Consider the following 17,399-nt stretch of genomic DNA (forward strand, 5'->3'; position numbering starts at 1 on the left):
GGATGCGACCGGAGGGAGTGTCCGATTCGGTCTCCGAATCAGGGCTTGTCAGCAGTGTCGCCTTTGGCTACACTGTCCCTTTGCGCTGCCTGTTAGCTGCTCCGTGACTCGTCGCCCGGAGTCTGCGCTGCCCTGAAGGGGTCTGGCTCCGCCTCCGTGAACCGGCACTGACCTGGGGATTCTCCTCCCGGTCGGCGGTGGTCCCCGGTGGTGGCACCGGTCCCGTCTCGGCCCGGCCGGTACGCGCGTAGTGAGCTCCGAGCCCTCGGAAGGACCCCCCTCTTGGCCGCGCCGCGCAACGCCTCGAACAATTCCGCCGCATCCACCGCCCCGCTCCGCGTTTCGTTCGCGAAGATCAAGGAGCCCCTCGAGGTCCCGAACCTCCTGGCCCTGCAGACCGAGAGCTTTGACTGGCTGCTCGGCAATGCGGCCTGGAAGTCCCGGGTCGAGGAGGCGCTGGACAACGGTCAGGACGTCCCCACGAAGTCCGGTCTGGAGGAGATCTTCGAGGAGATCTCGCCGATCGAGGACTTCTCCGGGTCGATGTCGCTGACCTTCCGCGACCACCGTTTCGAGCCGCCGAAGAACTCCATTGACGAGTGCAAGGACCGCGACTTCACCTACGCGGCCCCGCTCTTCGTCACCGCCGAATTCACCAACAACGAGACCGGCGAGATCAAGTCCCAGACGGTCTTCATGGGCGACTTCCCGCTCATGACCCACAAGGGCACGTTCGTGATCAACGGCACCGAGCGCGTCGTCGTGTCGCAGCTGGTCCGTTCCCCGGGCGTCTACTTCGACTCCTCCCTGGACAAGGTGTCCGACAAGGACATCTACTCCGCCAAGATCATCCCCTCCCGCGGTGCCTGGCTGGAGATGGAGATCGACAAGCGCGACATGGTCGGTGTCCGCATCGACCGCAAGCGCAAGCAGTCGGTCACCGTGCTGCTGAAGGCCCTCGGCTGGACCAACGAGATGATCCTCGAGGAGTTCGGCCAGTACGAGTCGATGCGCGCCACCCTGGAGAAGGACCACACCCAGGGCCAGGACGACGCGCTGCTCGACATCTACCGCAAGCTGCGTCCGGGCGAGCCGCCGACGCGTGAGGCCGCGCAGACCCTGCTCGAGAACCTCTACTTCAACCCGAAGCGCTACGACCTGGCCAAGGTCGGCCGCTACAAGGTCAACCGCAAGCTCGGCAACGGCGAGTCCCTGGACTCCGGCGTGCTCACCGAGCCGGACATCATCAACACCATCAAGTACCTGGTGAAGCTGCACGCCGGCGAGACCGAGTGGCGTGACGACGAGGGCCGCGACATCGTCATCGAGGTCGACGACATCGACCACTTCGGCAACCGGCGCCTGCGCAACGTCGGCGAGCTCATCCAGAACCAGGTCCGCACGGGTCTCGCCCGTATGGAGCGCGTCGTGCGCGAGCGCATGACCACCCAGGACGTCGAGGCCATCACGCCGCAGACCCTGATCAACATCCGGCCGGTCGTCGCCTCCATCAAGGAGTTCTTCGGCACCAGCCAGCTGTCGCAGTTCATGGACCAGACGAACCCGCTGTCGGGCCTGACCCACAAGCGCCGTCTGTCCGCGCTCGGCCCCGGTGGTCTGTCCCGTGAGCGGGCCGGCTTCGAGGTCCGTGACGTGCACCCCTCGCACTACGGCCGCATGTGTCCGATCGAGACGCCGGAAGGCCCGAACATCGGTCTGATCGGCTCGCTCGCCTCGTACGGCCGGGTCAACGCGTTCGGCTTCATCGAGACGCCGTACCGCAAGGTCGTCGACGGTGTGGTCACCGAGCAGGTGGACTACCTCACCGCCGACGAGGAGGACCGCTACGTCATCGCGCAGGCCAACGCGCCGCTGACGAACGACCTGCACTTCGCGGAGCCCCGCGTCCTGGTCCGCCGCCGCGGCGGCGAGATCGACTACATCCCGGGCACCGAGATCGACTACATGGACGTCTCGCCGCGCCAGATGGTGTCGGTCGCGACCGCCATGATCCCCTTCCTCGAGCACGACGACGCCAACCGCGCGCTCATGGGCTCGAACATGATGCGCCAGGCGGTGCCGCTGCTGAAGAGCGAGGCCCCGCTGGTCGGCACCGGCATGGAGTACCGCTGCGCGGTCGACGCCGCCGACGTCATCACCGCCGAGAAGGCCGGTGTGGTGCAGGAGGTCTCGGCCGACTACGTCACCGTGGCCAACGACGACGGCACGTACACCACGTACCGCGCCGCCAAGTTCACCCGCTCGAACCAGGGCACCTCCTTCAACCAGAAGGTGCTCGTGGACGAGGGCGCCCGCGTCGAGGCCGGCCAGGTGCTGGCCGACGGCCCGTGCACCGACCAGGGCGAGATGGCGCTCGGCAAGAACCTCCTCGTGGCGTTCATGTCGTGGGAGGGCCACAACTACGAGGACGCGATCATCCTGTCGCAGCGCCTCGTCCAGGACGACGTCCTCTCCTCGATCCACATCGAGGAGCACGAGGTCGACGCCCGTGACACCAAGCTGGGCCCCGAGGAGATCACCCGGGACATCCCGAACGTCTCCGAGGAGGTCCTCGCCGACCTCGACGAGCGCGGCATCATCCGGATCGGCGCCGACGTCGTCACCGGCGACATCCTGGTCGGCAAGGTCACCCCGAAGGGCGAGACCGAGCTGACCCCCGAGGAGCGCCTGCTCCGCGCGATCTTCGGTGAGAAGGCGCGCGAGGTCCGCGACACCTCGCTGAAGGTGCCGCACGGCGAGTCCGGCAAGGTCATCGGCGTCCGCGTCTTCGACCGCGAGGAGGGCGACGAGCTCCCTCCGGGCGTCAACCAGCTGGTCCGCGTCTACGTGGCCCAGAAGCGCAAGATCACCAACGGTGACAAGCTCGCCGGCCGTCACGGCAACAAGGGCGTCATCTCCAAGATCCTGCCGGTCGAGGACATGCCGTTCCTGGAGGACGGCACCCCGGTCGACATCATCCTCAACCCGCTGGGTGTCCCGTCCCGAATGAACCCGGGACAGGTCCTGGAGATCCACCTCGGCTGGCTCGCCCAGCAGGGCTGGGACGTCTCCGGCCTCGCCGACGAGTGGGCCCAGCGCCTGCAGGAGATCGGCGCCGACCAGGTCGTCGGTGGCACCAACCTCGCCACCCCGGTCTTCGACGGCGCCCGCGAGGACGAGATCACCGGCCTGCTGGACAACACCACGCTCACCCGCGACGGCGAGCGCCTGGTGAACTCCACCGGCAAGGCCCGGCTGTTCGACGGCCGCTCCGGCGAGCCGTTCCCGATGCCGATCTCGGTCGGCTACATGTACATCCTCAAGCTGCACCACCTGGTCGACGACAAGCTGCACGCCCGTTCGACCGGTCCGTACTCGATGATCACCCAGCAGCCGCTCGGTGGTAAGGCGCAGTTCGGTGGTCAGCGATTCGGCGAGATGGAGGTGTGGGCCCTCGAGGCGTACGGAGCCGCGTACGCGCTGCAGGAGCTCCTCACCATCAAGTCCGACGACGTCCTCGGCCGCGTGAAGGTCTACGAGGCCATCGTCAAGGGCGAGAACATCCCCGAGCCCGGCATTCCCGAGTCCTTCAAGGTGCTCATCAAGGAAATGCAGTCGCTCTGCCTCAACGTGGAGGTGCTGTCCTCGGACGGCCAGTCCATCGAGATGCGGGACTCCGACGAGGACGTCTTCCGTGCGGCCGAGGAGCTCGGCATTGACCTGTCCCGGCGCGAGCCGAGCAGCGTCGAAGAGGTCTGACGGAGGCCGGGGCGGCTGCCCCGAGCAGCCGGCCCGCCCCCAGGCCCCCCTCAGACCACAGACAAACTCTCGAATCACGAAAGAGGGCTTGACGACCAGTGCTTGACGTCAACTTCTTCGACGAGCTCCGTATCGGCCTGGCCACCGCCGACGACATCCGCCAGTGGTCCCACGGCGAGGTCAAGAAGCCGGAGACCATCAACTACCGCACCCTGAAGCCCGAGAAGGACGGCCTCTTCTGCGAGAAGATCTTCGGCCCCACCCGGGACTGGGAGTGCTACTGCGGTAAGTACAAGCGCGTCCGCTTCAAGGGCATCATCTGCGAGCGCTGCGGCGTCGAGGTGACCCGCGCCAAGGTGCGCCGCGAGCGGATGGGCCACATCGAGCTGGCCGCCCCGGTCACCCACATCTGGTACTTCAAGGGTGTCCCGTCCCGCCTGGGCTACCTGCTGGACCTGGCGCCGAAGGACCTCGAGAAGGTCATCTACTTCGCCGCCTACATGATCACCTGGGTCGACGACGAGCGCCGCCAGCGCGACCTGCCGTCCCTGGAGGCGCACGTCTCGGTCGAGCGCCAGCAGATCGAGAACCGCCGCGACGCCGACCTCGAAGGCCGTGCCAAGAAGGCCGAGACCGACCTGGCCGAGCTGGAGGCCGAGGGCGCCAAGGCCGACGTCCGCCGCAAGGTGCGCGAGGGCGCCGAGCGCGAGATGAAGCAGCTGCGCGACCGCGCCCAGCGCGAGCTGGACCGCCTCGACGAGGTGTGGAGCCGCTTCAAGAACCTCAAGGTCCAGGACCTCGAGGGCGACGAGCTGCTCTACCGCGAGCTGCGCGACCGCTTCGGCACGTACTTCTCCGGCTCGATGGGCGCCGCGGCGCTCAAGGACCGCCTGGAGTCGTTCGACCTGGCGGAGGAGTCCGAGCGCCTGCGCGAGATCATCCGCACCGGCAAGGGCCAGAAGAAGACCCGTGCGCTCAAGCGCCTCAAGGTCGTCTCCGCGTTCCTGCAGACCACCAACAAGCCCAAGGGCATGGTGCTGGACTGCGTGCCGGTCATCCCGCCGGACCTGCGTCCGATGGTGCAGCTCGACGGTGGCCGCTTCGCGACCTCCGACCTGAACGACCTGTACCGCCGCGTCATCAACCGCAACAACCGCCTGAAGCGCCTCCTCGACCTCGGTGCCCCCGAGATCATCGTGAACAACGAGAAGCGCATGCTCCAGGAGGCCGTCGACGCGCTCTTCGACAACGGCCGCCGCGGCCGCCCGGTCACGGGCCCCGGCAACCGTCCGCTGAAGTCGCTGTCCGACATGCTCAAGGGCAAGCAGGGTCGTTTCCGCCAGAACCTGCTCGGCAAGCGCGTCGACTACTCGGCCCGTTCGGTCATCGTCGTCGGCCCGCAGCTCAAGCTGCACCAGTGCGGTCTGCCCAAGGCCATGGCGCTGGAGCTCTTCAAGCCGTTCGTGATGAAGCGCCTGGTCGACCTGAACCACGCGCAGAACATCAAGTCGGCCAAGCGCATGGTCGAGCGCGCCCGCCCGGTCGTGTGGGACGTCCTCGAAGAGGTCATCGCCGAGCACCCCGTCCTGCTGAACCGTGCGCCCACCCTGCACCGCCTCGGCATCCAGGCCTTCGAGCCGCAGCTGGTCGAGGGCAAGGCCATCCAGATCCACCCGCTCGTCTGCACCGCGTTCAACGCGGACTTCGACGGTGACCAGATGGCCGTCCACCTGCCGCTCTCCGCGGAGGCGCAGGCCGAGGCCCGCATCCTGATGCTGTCCTCGAACAACATCCTCAAGCCGGCCGACGGCCGTCCGGTCACCATGCCGACCCAGGACATGGTGCTCGGTCTGTTCTTCCTCACCTCGGACCGCGACGACGTGAAGGGCGCCGGCCGCTCCTTCTCGTCGACCGCCGAGGCGATCATGGCCTTCGACGCCCGCGAGCTGGACGTCCAGGCCCCGATCGACCTGCGCATGCCCGCCGGCACGGTCCCGCCGCGCGGCTGGACGGCGCCGGTGGACGAGGACGGCCAGTCGACCTGGTTCGAGGGCGAGCCGTTCCGCATCACCACCACCCTGGGCCGCGCGCTCTTCAACGAGCTGCTGCCCGAGGACTACCCGTTCGTCGACTACGAGGTCGGCAAGAAGCAGCTGTCGGCCATCGTCAACGACCTGGCCGAGCGCTACCCGAAGGTCGTCGTCGCCGCGACGCTCGACAACCTGAAGGCGTCCGGCTTCCACTGGTCGACCCGTTCCGGTGTCACCGTCTCGATCTCGGACGTCATCGTCCCGCCGAGCAAGCCCCAGATCCTCGAGGGCTACGAGGCGCAGGCGGAGAAGGTCCAGAAGCAGTACGAGCGCGGTCTGATCACCAACGACGAGCGCAAGAGCGAGCTGGTCGGCATCTGGACCCGCGCGACCAACGAGGTCGCCGAGGCCATGGCCGTGAACTTCCCGAAGACGAACCCCATCTTCATGATGGTCGACTCGGGCGCTCGTGGAAACATGATGCAGATGCGTCAGATCGCCGGTATGCGTGGTCTGGTGTCGAACGCCAAGAACGAGACGATCCCGCGTCCCATCAAGGCGTCCTTCCGCGAGGGCCTGTCCGTGCTGGAGTACTTCATCTCCACCCACGGTGCCCGTAAGGGTCTCGCCGACACCGCCCTCCGTACCGCCGACTCCGGCTACCTCACCCGTCGTCTGGTCGACGTCTCCCAGGACGTCATCATCCGCGAGGAGGACTGCGGCACCGAGCGCGGCCTGAAGCTGTCGATCGGTTCCGTGGGCGCCGACGGCGTGCTGCGCAAGGCCGACGACGTCGAGACCAGCGTCTACGCCCGCATGCTCGCCGAGGACATCACCGTCGACGGCAAGCTGCTGGCCACCGCCAACACCGACCTCGGCGACGTCCTGATCGACGAGCTGATCCGGCACGGCATCAGCGAGGTCAAGACCCGCTCGATCCTCACCTGTGAGTCGGCGGTCGGCACCTGCGCCATGTGCTACGGCCGCTCGCTGGCCACCGGCAAGCTGGTCGACATCGGTGAGGCGGTCGGCATCATCGCCGCCCAGTCCATCGGTGAGCCCGGTACCCAGCTGACGATGCGTACCTTCCACACCGGTGGTGTGGCCGGTGACGACATCACCCAGGGTCTGCCGCGTGTCGTCGAGCTCTTCGAGGCCCGTACCCCCAAGGGTGTGGCCCCGATCTCGGAGGCGCAGGGCCGGGTCCGCATCGAGGACACCGAGAAGACCCGCAAGCTGGTCGTCACCCCGGACGACGGCAGCGACGAGATCGCCTACCCGGTCTCCAAGCGCGTCAAGCTCCTGGTGAGCGAGGGCGAGGCGGTCGAGGTCGGCCAGAAGCTGACCGTCGGTGCCACCAACCCGCACGACGTCCTGCGCATCATGGGCCAGCGCGCCGTCCAGGTCCACCTGGTCGCCGAGGTCCAGAAGGTCTACAACTCGCAGGGTGTGTCGATCCACGACAAGCACATCGAGATCATCATCCGGCAGATGCTCCGCCGCGTGACGATCATCGAGTCGGGCGACGCCGAGCTGCTCCCGGGCGAGCTCGTCGAGCGCGGCCGCTTCGAGCAGGAGAACCGCCGCGTGGTGTCCGAGGGCGGTCACCCCGCCTCCGGCCGTCCGCAGCTCATGGGTATCACCAAGGCCTCGCTGGCCACCGAGTCCTGGCTGTCGGCCGCCTCCTTCCAGGAGACGACCCGGGTGCTCACCGACGCGGCGATCCACGCCAAGTCGGACCCGCTGCTGGGCCTCAAGGAGAACGTCATCCTCGGTAAGCTCATCCCGGCCGGTACGGGTCTGCCCCGCTACCGCAACATCCGGGTCGAGCCGACCGAGGAGGCCAAGGCCGCGATGTACTCGGCCGTCGGCTACGACGACTACGACCTGTCGCCCTTCGGCGCCGGCTCCGGCCAGGCGGTCCCGCTGGACGACTACGACTACGGCCCGTACACCGGCTGAGTCCGCAGGCCCTGAACGCCACAGGTCCTTGACGCCGCAGGGCGGCCACCCCGAGAGGGGCGGCCGCCCTGCGGCGTTCCTGCGTTCCTGCGTTCCTCCCCCGCGCGGGGGAGGCGGCAGGACCGCTCCGGCGGGGGATCCGGAGGAGCCCCTCCGACGGGCAGTGTGGTCCCCGCGGCGGTCCGGACGGTCCGGGCGGCCGAGGGGGAGGACCGCATGAACCGTCCACTGGCCAAGGTGCTGCTGTACACGGCCGTGACCGCGCTGACCGGGGCCGCCCTGGTGGGCTGCCTCGCCGAGGACCACCGGCGGGACGTCGGCTACCGGGTCACCGAGCAGGTGCGCACCCTGGTGATCGAGGGGGAGACCGGGGACGTCGAGGTCACCGGCGGCGCCACCGGGATCGAGGTGACCGAGCAGCAGACCTACCGGGAGAGCGCCCCCGAGGCGAGCCACACCGTGGCCGACGGCACGCTGACCCTCTCCTACCGCTGCCCGGACGGCGACTGCGGGGTCGGCTACAAGGTCCGGGTGCCGGCCGGCATCGTGGTGAAGGTGCACGACTCCACCGGCAGTATCCGGCTGACCGGTCTGAGCGGCGAGGTGGAGGCCCGGACCGGTACGGGCGGGATCACCGCCGCCCTGAGCTCGCCGGTGGTCCGGCTGGCGGCCGAGACGGGGGACGTCTCGGCGTCCGTCGACGGCGACGTGCGCCGGGTGGAGGCGGTCAGCAGCACCGGCGACGTCCGGGTCCGGGTGCCCCGGGACCGCCCGTACGCGGTGGACTCCGCCACCGACACCGGCGCGGTGAAGGTCTCGGTGGACCGCTCGGCGGGTGCCGGGTGCAGCATCACGGCCCGCACCGAGACCGGCGACGTGACGGTGGACGGTGTCTGAGCCGCCGCCGGTACGACATGATCGTTCCGGGACGGGTCACGGCGCAGGACACGGGGGAGGTTCGGCGGTGGGGGAGCGGGCGGCGCACGTCCGGGCGCGGGCGGCCGCGCTCGCCGACCGGTGGCGGGCGGGGCCCGGCCGGGCCGGTCCGTACGTGGTGGACACCGGCCTCGCCCTGGCCGCGGCGGCGATCTCGGTCTGGGCGGTGTTCTGCGACGACCGCGGCTGGCCCTGGTGGGTGTACCTGCTGGTGGTGGCCGCGGCCGCGCCGCTGCCCTGGCGCCGCCGGGCGCCGTTCACCGTCTGGCTGGTCAGCGGGGTTTTCTCGCTGACCCAGTCGATCGTCGCGCACTCCGTCGCGCCGCAGATCCCGCTGCACCAGGTGCTGACCGTCTACACCGTCGCCGACCGCGGCCGGGACTGGCAGCGCTGGCTGATGCTGGCGATCCTGGTGCCGGCCAACATCCTGGGCACCCGCTCGCCGAACGGCATGCTGTTCAGCCTGCTGATGTCGGTGGGCAGCTTCATCCTCGGCTCGCTCACCCGCGAACTGCGCCGACGGGCCCGGGTCGCGGCCGAACGGGCCGGCGCCGAGGCGGAACGCGCCCGGGAGGCCGCACTGCGCGCCGCCGGAGAGGCCGGTCGGGCGGTCGCCGAGGAGCGCGGCCGGATCGCCCGCGAGATGCACGACATCCTCGCCCACGCCGTCTCCCTGATGGTCATCCAGGCCGAGGCCGGTCCACTGGTCGTCCGCAGCGACCCCGACCGGGCGATCCGGACCTTCGACACCATCGCCGACTCCGGACGGGACGCGATGGTCCAGCTCCGCCGGGTGCTCGGCGTGCTGAAGGAGGACGGGGCCCGACCCGAACTCGCCCCGCAGCCCACGCTGGCCGAGCTGCCGGCGGTGGTCGACCGGGTCCGCGACGCGGGCATCGCCGTCCGGGCCGAGATCGAGGAGCACGGGCCGGCCGACGTGCAGTCCGCCGCCTACCGGATCGTCCAGGAGGCACTGACCAACGTGCTGAAGCACGCCGAGGCGCGGCACGTCAGCGTCCGGGTGGGCGTGCGGGGCCCGGTGCTGGAGGTCGAGGTCGCCGACGACGGCCGGGGCGTACCGCCGGCCCGGACCGGCGGGCTGCCCGGCGGCCGCGGACTGATCGGCATCCGCGAACGGGCGGCCGACTGCGGCGGCAGCGCCGAGGCGGGGCCGCGGCCGGACGGCGGCTTCCTGGTGAACGCCCGCCTCCCCCTGGACATCTGACGGAAGGAGAGCACGCAGTGGTGATCCGTGTGGTCGTCGCGGACGACCAGGAGCTCGTCCGGGCCGGCTTCGGCATGATCCTGGACGCACAGCCCGACATCGAGGTGGTCGCCGAGGCGGCGGACGGCGCCCAGGCGGTCGAGGCCGTCCGGGAGCACCGGCCAGACGTGCTGCTCCTGGACGTCCGCATGCCGGTCATGGACGGACTGGAGGCGGCCCGCCGGGTCTGCGCCGACCACCCCGGTACCAAGGTCGTCATGCTGACCACCTTCGACATCGACGACTACGTCTTCGACGCGCTGTACGCCGGAGCCAGCGGCTTCCTCCTGAAGGACGTCAGGCGCGACGACCTCACCCACGGCGTCCGCACGGTCGCCTCCGGCGAGGCGCTGCTCGCGCCCTCCGTCACCCGGCGGCTGATCGGCGAGTTCACCGCCCGCCGGGCGGGCCCGGCGGGCCCGGCTCGCCCGCCCTCCCGACTGCTGCAGCAGCTGACCGGCCGCGAGGCCGAGACGCTGCGGCTGCTCGCCCGCGGACTCTCCAACGCCGAGATCGCCGCCGAACTCACCGTCAGCGAGCACACCGTGAAGACCCACGTCTCCAACCTCCTCGCCAAGCTGCGGCTGCGCGACCGCGTGCACGCCGTGGTCTTCGCCTACGAGTCCGGGGCGGTGGTCGCGGGAGAGCCGTGACGGCCCGCCCCGACCCGCCGGCAGGGGAGACGGCCTAGTGCATGCGGAAGACCGGGCCGCGGGGGGTGAAGGGGAGGGTGGCGCCGCGGGGGACGAGGTAGGCGTGCTCGCGGCGGATCCGCAGGACGTCGCACTCGGCGTCGGTGATCACCAGCAGCGGAGCCCCCGGCGGGAAGTCCTCGGCGCGTTCCAGCAGGTCGACCCCGGGCTGCAGCACCGTGCCGCCGCGGCCCCGGACGCGGACCCGGCCGGCGATCTCCTCCGGCGGCAGGTAGCCGGCGTCGTGCGGTGCGGCGTCGCAGAACACCACCCGGGCGGCGGCCACGTCGCGGGCCGCCGCGTACGAGGCGATGGCGCCGAGGGCCTTGCCGAGCAGCGGCCGGCTCATCGAGCCGGAGGTGTCGAGCACCACGCCGAAGGTGCACCGGGCGACCTCCTCCTCGGGCCGCCACCGCCCCGCCCGCGGGATGTCCGGGGTGGCGGACTGCCGGCGCGAGGGCCGGGCGTAGCTGCGCACGGTCTGCGGGGACGGCACGAACTCGTCGAACCAGCGGGCGAGCCGCGCGTCCCAGGGCAGCGGCGGGTGGGCGAGCGCGCGGATCTCCTCGACCAGTCCGGCGGGGAGGGTGCCGCGCTCCCGGGTGTGGAGTTCGAAGCCCTGCTGCAGGCCGCGCCGGTAGAACCCGTCCAGGTCGACGTAGTCGCGCGGGCTGCCGAGCGGCTCGCCGAGCACGTCCGGCCGGCCCTTCCCGGCGAGGGTGGCGAGGCGGCGGATCCGCCGCTGGTCGCGGACGATCCGGTCGTACACCTCCTCGGCGGAGAGCCCCTTGAGCTGCGGGTCGTGCAGCAGGCCCTCCGGCATGTCGCCGACGCCCATCTCGACCAGCCAGCCGTTCACCACGAAGTCGCAGGCGACGTTGAAGAGGTACGGGTCGCGGGCGCCCGTCCGGTCGCCGTGCCGCAGGGCGGCGTGCAGCATCTCGTGGCCGAGGACGAACCGCCACTCCTCGTCGGTCAGGTGCAGCAGCGGGTTGACGTAGAGCTCGCCGGCCGCGGCGTTCACCGCGGCGACGGAGATCCCGTGCGCGCGGGCGAGTTCGGCGTCGGCGACGAGGGTCATGCCGGCCGCGATGCCGCCGAGCAGCGGGTAGGAGGAGACGAACCAGTTCAGCGCCCGCATCCAGGGCCGCTGCGGTTCGCGGGCGTCGGTGAGGCCGGCCCGGCGGCCGCCGGCGACGTCCATCGCGGCGGAGACCGTCCGGGTGAGGGCCGCGGCGAACGCGGCCGTCCAGTCCTCCGGGTCCCGGTACCCCTGCCAGGGCACCAGCAGCTGGTCGGCGAGGCCCGGGCCGCAGGCGCTCGGGACGTCCGGCACCCCGTCGCGGCGCCAGCGGGCGGCGAGTTCGTCCTCGTCGCCGGCGGGCAGCGACCGCGGCAGGTCGAACGGGCAGCGCCCGACGTGGAAGGTGGCCTGGAAGCGGTGGACGGCGGTGCAGCGGGCGGCCTGCAGCGCGTCGTCGGCCGGTGTGCGCCGGCCGCGCGCGGCGGGCACGTGGCCGAAGCCGAGGTGGAGCAGGCAGTGCGTCAGCACCCAGGCCCACTCGGCGGGTTCGGCGCGCCGCCCGATGTCGGCGTGCACGGTGCCGTCGGAGTCGACGACCGCCCAGCCGCCGGGTGGGACGGCCTCGCAGTCGGGGGCGGTGCAGATCCGGGCGTCGATCGCGTTCAGGGCGTGGTTGGCCCCGACCAGCGCGAGTCCCGCCCGGAAGGCCTCGGCGGCCGGGTCCGGGCGCTCCTCGGGATCACGGCCGGCGGCGCGGCGCTTCGCGGCGGCCCGGCTCACCGCCGGGCCTCGACCAGCCGCGGCATGTCCCGGGCGGCCTCGACCAGGAACCAGGACGGCAGCACCGGGTTGCCGTCCTCGCCGTCCGCGATGACGGTCTGGGCGACCTCGACGGAGATCTCGGCGAGCTGGACGAGCAGCGACTTCGCCCGGTACGCGGTGCGCCGCAGCTGCTCGGAGGCGTGCTCCTTGCGGGCCGGGAGCACCTTGACCAGCCTCCCGCGGAAGGCGTCGGCCAGGTAGTACAGCAGGTCGCGGTCCTCCGGCCGGGCGGGCCAGCGGGCGTCGCCCTTGAGGATGGCGTCCAGCCCGTACGCGTTGCGGACGATCTTGGCGTAGCCGCAGAAGGCCACCGCGTGCTGCGGGGTGAGCAGTCCGTGCGCGACCACCTGCAGCGCCGCCTCGTCCAGAGCCGGGCCGAAGGAGTGCAGCGCGTCGGAGAGCATGTGCCAGGAGCGCGGGGTGGAGAACGGCTCCTCGGTCTTCGGCGGCGCCGACCACAGGTGGTCCGGCCGGTCGCTGAGGTGGTCCAGCACCCACGGGTGGATGCCCGCGCCGGCCGCCCAGGCCAGCCAGTCGGTGGCGCTGGCCCGCAGGTGCACGTGGACCAGCCGGTTGACCAGCGCGGAGGCCATCGGCCGGGCCAGCGCACCGTCGGTCGCCCTGTTGCCCGCGCCGATCACGATCGAGCCCGGCGGCAGCTCGTAGGAGCCGATCCGGCGGTCCAGGATCAGCGAGTAGAAGGCCTTCTGCACGTCCGGCGAGGCCGCGTTGAGCTCGTCGAGGAACAGGCAGTACGGCTCGTCGCGGGCGATCGACTCCGGCGGGCAGAACCGGGACCGGCCGTCCGCGGTCAGCTGCGGCACGCCGACCAGGTCCTCCGGCGCCAGCTGGGTGCCGATCAGGCTCACGCACTCCAGACCCAGCGAATCGGCGAACCCCCGCACCAGCGAGGACTTGCCGATGCCGGGCGCACCCCACAGGAAGACCGGGCGGACGGTCGCCAGACCCAGCAGCAACTCCGGTACCTGGGACGGCGAGACGGTGACGGCACCCTGCACAGGACTCCTTCGACACGGTGGGGTTCCCGGCCAGTGTGCGCACCGGCCGCCGCGCGGCGCACCAGGTTTTCCGGTGGCGCCGCCCGCGGCCGCCCGCGTACCGTCCCGGCCATGAACGCCAAGCGGCCCCTGATCGCCGTCCTCACCGGCGCCGGCATCTCCACCGACTCCGGCATCCCCGACTACCGCGGCCCGAACGGCCTGTGGCAGCGCGACCCGAAGGCGCAGGAGCTCGTCACCATCGGCCCGTACCTCGCCGATCCGGACGTCCGCCGGCGCTCCTGGCAGCTGCGCAAGGAGGTCGGCGCCGTCGGTGCCGAACCCAACGCCGGCCACCTCGCGCTCGTCGAACTGGAGCGCTCCGGGCTGCCGATGCGCGTCCTCACGCAGAACGTCGACGGCCTGCACCGGCGTTCGGGCCTGCCCGAGCGCAAGGTGCTCGAACTCCACGGCACCGCCGACCGGGTGCAGTGCGTCCGCTGCCGCCTGCGCACCCCGATGGCCGAGGCGCTGGCCCGGGTCGACGCCGGCGAACCGGACCCGGCCTGCCTCGCCTGCGGGGGCGTGCTCAAGCCGTGCACCGTGATGTTCGGCGAGGTGCTCGACGAACGGGTGCTCGCGGACGCCGCGGCGATCGCCAAGGCCTGCGACCTGTTCCTCGCCGTCGGCACCCTGCTGCAGGTCCACCCGGCGGCCGGGCTCGCCCGGGTCGCGGTCGAGCACGGCGCCCGGCTGATCGTCGTCAACGCCGACCCGACCCCCTACGACGACGAGGCCGCCGAGGTGATCCGCGAACCCATCTCGCAGGCCCTGCCCGCCCTGGTCGCCCGGATCACCGCAGGGGAGTTCTCCGCCCCGGCCTGACCGGCTGCGTAGCATGGGCCGTCCCCGAGGAAGAGGGAGCCGGACGATGGCAAGCGGTGGTTTCGACCCGTGGTCGGCGGCGTTCGTCGCCCACCCCTACGACGCGTACGCCGAGCTCCGGGCGAAGGCGCCGGTCACCCGGTACGAACCCAGCAACCAGTGGCTGGTCGCCCGGTACGCCGACGTCTCCGCCCTGCTGCGCGACCGCCGGCTCGGCCGTACCTACACCCACCGCTACACCCACGCCGAGTTCGGCCGGCCCGAGCCCGACCCCGCGCACGAGCCCTTCCACACCCTCAACGACAACGGCCTGCTCGACCTGGAGGCCCCCGACCACACCCGCATCCGCCGCCTGGTCTCCAAGGCCTTCACCCCGCGCCGGGTCGAGTCGCTGCGCCCCACCGTCGCCCGGCTCGCCGACGGACTCGTCACCGGCCTGCTGGCCGACGGCGGCGGCGACCTGATCGCGACGGTCGCCGAGCCGCTGCCGGTCGCCGTCATCGCCGAGATGCTCGGCGTTCCGGAGGGCGACCGGCACCTGCTGCGGCCGTGGTCCGCCGACATCACCGGCATGTTCGAGCTCAACCCGGGCGAGGAGACCGCGCGGCGCGCCGTTCGCGCCAGCACCGAGTTCTCCGACTACCTGCGCGCCCTGATCCGACGGCGCCGCACCGACCCCGGCGAGGACCTGATCAGTGCGCTCGCCCTGGTCGCCGACGAGGGGGAGGTGCTCAGCGAGCAGGAGGTCGTCTCCACCTGCGTGCTGCTGCTCAACGCCGGGCACGAGGCGACCGTCAACACCACCGGCAACGGCTGGTGGGCGCTCTTCCGCAACCCCGGCGAACTCGCCCGGCTCCGCGCCTCGGTGGACGAACTGCTGCCCACCGCCGTCGAGGAACTGATGCGCTGGGACACCCCGCTGCAGATGTTCGAACGCTGGGTGCTGGAGGACATCGAGGTCGGCGGGGTCCGGATCCCGCGCGGCTCCGAGGTCGCGCTGCTCTTCGGCTCCGCCAACCGCGACCCCGAGCGCTTCGCCGACCCCGACCGGCTCGACCTCGGCCGCACCGACAACCCGCACATCACCTTCGGCGCCGGAATCCATTTCTGTCTCGGCGCCCCGCTCGCCAGACTGGAGCTCAACGAGTCCTTCGGCGCGCTGCTCCGCCGGGCACCCGGCCTGCGCCTCGTCCGCGAGCCCGTCTGGCGGCCCGGTTACGTGATCCGCGGGCTCGAAGAACTGCTGGTCGAGGTCTGATACACCGCTGGAGGTGGCCGTGGGAGCGGCAACGGGGGCACTGCTGGGGCTGGCGATCGGCGACGCCATGGGACGCCCCACCGAGTTCGACACCATGGCGGGCATCACCGCCGGTTGCCCCGACTGGCGCCGGCTCCCGCTGCCCGACCCGGCCGGGGTCACCGACGACACCCAGATGACCCTCGCCCTCGGCCGCGCGCTGCGCACCGCCCTGGAGCGCGGCCCGCTCACCCCGCTGCGCCTGGAGCGGCCGCTGCGCGAGGAGTTCGTCGACTGGTGGCGCTCCCCGGAGAACAACCGCGCCCCCGGCCGCACCTGCATGCGCTCCTGCTACCGCCTCAGCAAGGACGGCACGCCCTGGCAGCAGGCGAGCGACGTCGGCTCCAAGGGCTGCGGCGCCAACATGCGGGTCGCCCCGCTCGGCCTCGTCCGCGGGCTGACGCCGGCCCAGCTCTCCGGCGCCGCACAGTTGCAGTCCGGGCTGACCCACGGCCACCCCACCGCGCTCGCCGCCAGCGTGCTCACCGCGCACACCGTGCGGCTGCTCGCCGACGGCACCGCCCCGGCCGAACTCCCGGGCCTGCTGCGCGCGTACGCCACCGGGCAGCGCGGCCGTTACGACGCGTTCTGGCTCGGCGACCTCGCCGCCCACGCCCAGGACCCGTCGCCGGAGACCTTCGCCACCCGCGGCTGGGACGAGTGCCTCTTCGTCCTCGACCGGCTGGACGCCGCGCTCGCCCGGCCCTCCCTCGACACCGACCCGTGTGAGATCACCGGTGCCGGGTGGATCGCCGAAGAGGCCTTCGCCACCGGCCTGCTGTGCTTCCTGCTGCTGCCCGACGATCCGGTCGCCGCCGTCCGCCGGGCCGCCTTCTCCTCCGGCGACTCCGACTCCATCGCCTGCCTCACCGGCGCCTTCGCCGGTGCCCGGCACGGCAGCGCCGCCTGGCCCGCCGAGTGGGCCGGGCGCATCGAGTACCGCGACGAACTCCTCGCGCTCGGCGCGCTCTGGGACTGACACCCGATCAGCCGCCCGGGGCGCCGACTCAGCCGGTCAGGACGCCCGCCGCCCGGGCGGCCGCCAGCCACGCGGGGAAGCCGTCCAGCAGCCGGTCGTACAGCTCGGCGTCGGAGTGGGATCCGGGGTCGCGGCCGGCCGGGAAGAAGCCGGCGTTGTCGACCGGCCGGGCCGCGGGCACCGGGAGCTCGTCCAGCCGGTGCAGGAAGGCGAACTCCTGGTCGGCCGGGTCTCCGAAGCCCACGAACTGCCAGTAGAGCGGCAGTTCGGCGGCCAGGCAGAGCAGCTCGCGGGCCGCGCCGCGGGCGGTCGGGCCGCCGTCGGTCTGGAACACCACCAGCGCCGGGGCGTCCCCCCCGGACAGCTGGTGGTGCCGGATCACGGCCTTCATCGCCAGGTGGTAGTTGGTGCGGCCCATGTGCCCGAGCCCGGCGTGCAGGGCGTCGATCCGGCCGCGGTGGTCGTCGAGCGCGAGCTCGGCCACCCCGTCCACCTCGGTGGAGAAGAACACCACCGGCACCCGCCCGTCGTCGTCCAGGTGCGCGGAGAGCGCCAGCACCTGCTCGGCGAAGCGCTGGACGGCACCCGAGCGGTAGAACGGCCGCATCGACCCGGACCGGTCCAGCACCAGGTACACCGCGGCCCGCACCCCGCGCAGCCCGGACTTCTCCAGGCTGACCCGCGCCGACGCGTAGTGACCGACCAGCCCCGGCGCGGCGGCCGCCACCTTCTCCGGGCTCAGGCCCACCGG

At 71.7% G+C, this 17,399-nt stretch carries 11 protein-coding genes; 8 read left to right on the top strand and 3 right to left on the bottom strand.

The features are described 5' to 3' along the window. The first annotated feature begins 282 nt into the window (after window positions 1-282). The 5 genes from rpoB (at window position 283) to ABD353_RS00690 (ending at window position 10,604) form a co-directional block, all read left to right on the top strand. Window positions 283-3,759 carry a DNA-directed RNA polymerase subunit beta gene (gene rpoB, locus ABD353_RS00670; protein WP_344621448.1) on the top strand — a complete coding sequence of 1,159 codons (3,477 nt, stop codon included), beginning with the start codon at window positions 283-285 and terminating at the stop codon, window positions 3,757-3,759. 98 nt (window positions 3,760-3,857) lie between these two features. Then, window positions 3,858-7,751, top strand: coding sequence for a DNA-directed RNA polymerase subunit beta' (locus tag ABD353_RS00675; protein ID WP_344621449.1), 3,894 nt, complete (start codon window positions 3,858-3,860; stop codon window positions 7,749-7,751). 216 nt (window positions 7,752-7,967) lie between these two features. Beyond that, complete coding sequence (locus tag ABD353_RS00680; protein WP_344621450.1) at window positions 7,968-8,648, top strand: DUF4097 family beta strand repeat-containing protein; 681 nt, start codon at window positions 7,968-7,970, stop codon at window positions 8,646-8,648. Window positions 8,649-8,715: 67 nt separating this feature from the next. Continuing rightward, window positions 8,716-9,912 (top strand): sensor histidine kinase, encoded by a 1,197-nt coding sequence (locus ABD353_RS00685; RefSeq protein ID WP_344621451.1) that lies wholly within the window; start codon window positions 8,716-8,718, stop codon window positions 9,910-9,912. A 17-nt stretch (window positions 9,913-9,929) separates the two neighbouring features. Continuing rightward, entirely contained in the window at window positions 9,930-10,604 is a 675-nt protein-coding gene (locus tag ABD353_RS00690) for a response regulator (RefSeq protein ID WP_344621452.1), read from the top strand. A gap of 34 nt (window positions 10,605-10,638) precedes the next feature. Here ABD353_RS00690 and ABD353_RS00695 read toward each other — a convergent pair whose 3' ends face one another. Together ABD353_RS00695 and ABD353_RS00700 are read right to left on the bottom strand one after the other, a co-directional pair. Next, window positions 10,639-12,447 (bottom strand): vWA domain-containing protein, encoded by a 1,809-nt coding sequence (locus tag ABD353_RS00695; RefSeq protein WP_344621453.1) that lies wholly within the window; start codon window positions 12,445-12,447, stop codon window positions 10,639-10,641. Further along, window positions 12,444-13,508, bottom strand: a complete 1,065-nt coding sequence (locus ABD353_RS00700; protein ID WP_344621454.1) for an ATP-binding protein — start codon at window positions 13,506-13,508, stop codon at window positions 12,444-12,446. The genes ABD353_RS00695 and ABD353_RS00700 overlap by 4 nt, the downstream gene beginning before the upstream one ends. Before the next feature lie 111 nt (window positions 13,509-13,619). On the opposite strand from ABD353_RS00700, the gene ABD353_RS00705 reads away from it, so the two are divergent. Genes ABD353_RS00705 through ABD353_RS00715 form a run of 3 tightly spaced genes read left to right on the top strand, consistent with a single transcriptional unit; the run spans window position 13,620 to window position 16,648 of the window. Next, window positions 13,620-14,372: an SIR2 family NAD-dependent protein deacylase gene (locus ABD353_RS00705; RefSeq protein ID WP_344621455.1), complete on the top strand. Its 753-nt coding sequence runs from the start codon at window positions 13,620-13,622 to the stop codon at window positions 14,370-14,372. Window positions 14,373-14,418: 46 nt separating this feature from the next. Next, window positions 14,419-15,630 (top strand): cytochrome P450, encoded by a 1,212-nt coding sequence (locus ABD353_RS00710; RefSeq protein WP_344621456.1) that lies wholly within the window; start codon window positions 14,419-14,421, stop codon window positions 15,628-15,630. 19 nt (window positions 15,631-15,649) lie between these two features. Beyond that, window positions 15,650-16,648: an ADP-ribosylglycohydrolase family protein gene (locus tag ABD353_RS00715; RefSeq protein WP_344621457.1), complete on the top strand. Its 999-nt coding sequence runs from the start codon at window positions 15,650-15,652 to the stop codon at window positions 16,646-16,648. A gap of 28 nt (window positions 16,649-16,676) precedes the next feature. Here the strand turns inward: ABD353_RS00715 and ABD353_RS00720 are convergent, their stop codons facing one another. After that, window positions 16,677-17,396, bottom strand: coding sequence for a VWA domain-containing protein (locus ABD353_RS00720; RefSeq protein WP_344621458.1), 720 nt, complete (start codon window positions 17,394-17,396; stop codon window positions 16,677-16,679). Between the last annotated feature and the right edge of the window lie 3 nt (window positions 17,397-17,399).

Source organism: Kitasatospora arboriphila (genome assembly GCF_039528095.1).
GTDB classification, from domain to species: Bacteria; Actinomycetota; Actinomycetes; order Streptomycetales; family Streptomycetaceae; genus Kitasatospora; species Kitasatospora arboriphila.

Coding starts and splice junctions, on each gene's coding strand:
- ABD353_RS00680 (WP_344621450.1), top strand. CDS start 7,968: ATGAACCGTCCACTGGCCAAGGTGCTGCTGTACACGGCCGTGACCGCG.
- ABD353_RS00705 (WP_344621455.1), top strand. CDS start 13,620: ATGAACGCCAAGCGGCCCCTGATCGCCGTCCTCACCGGCGCCGGCATC.
- ABD353_RS00710 (WP_344621456.1), top strand. CDS start 14,419: ATGGCAAGCGGTGGTTTCGACCCGTGGTCGGCGGCGTTCGTCGCCCAC.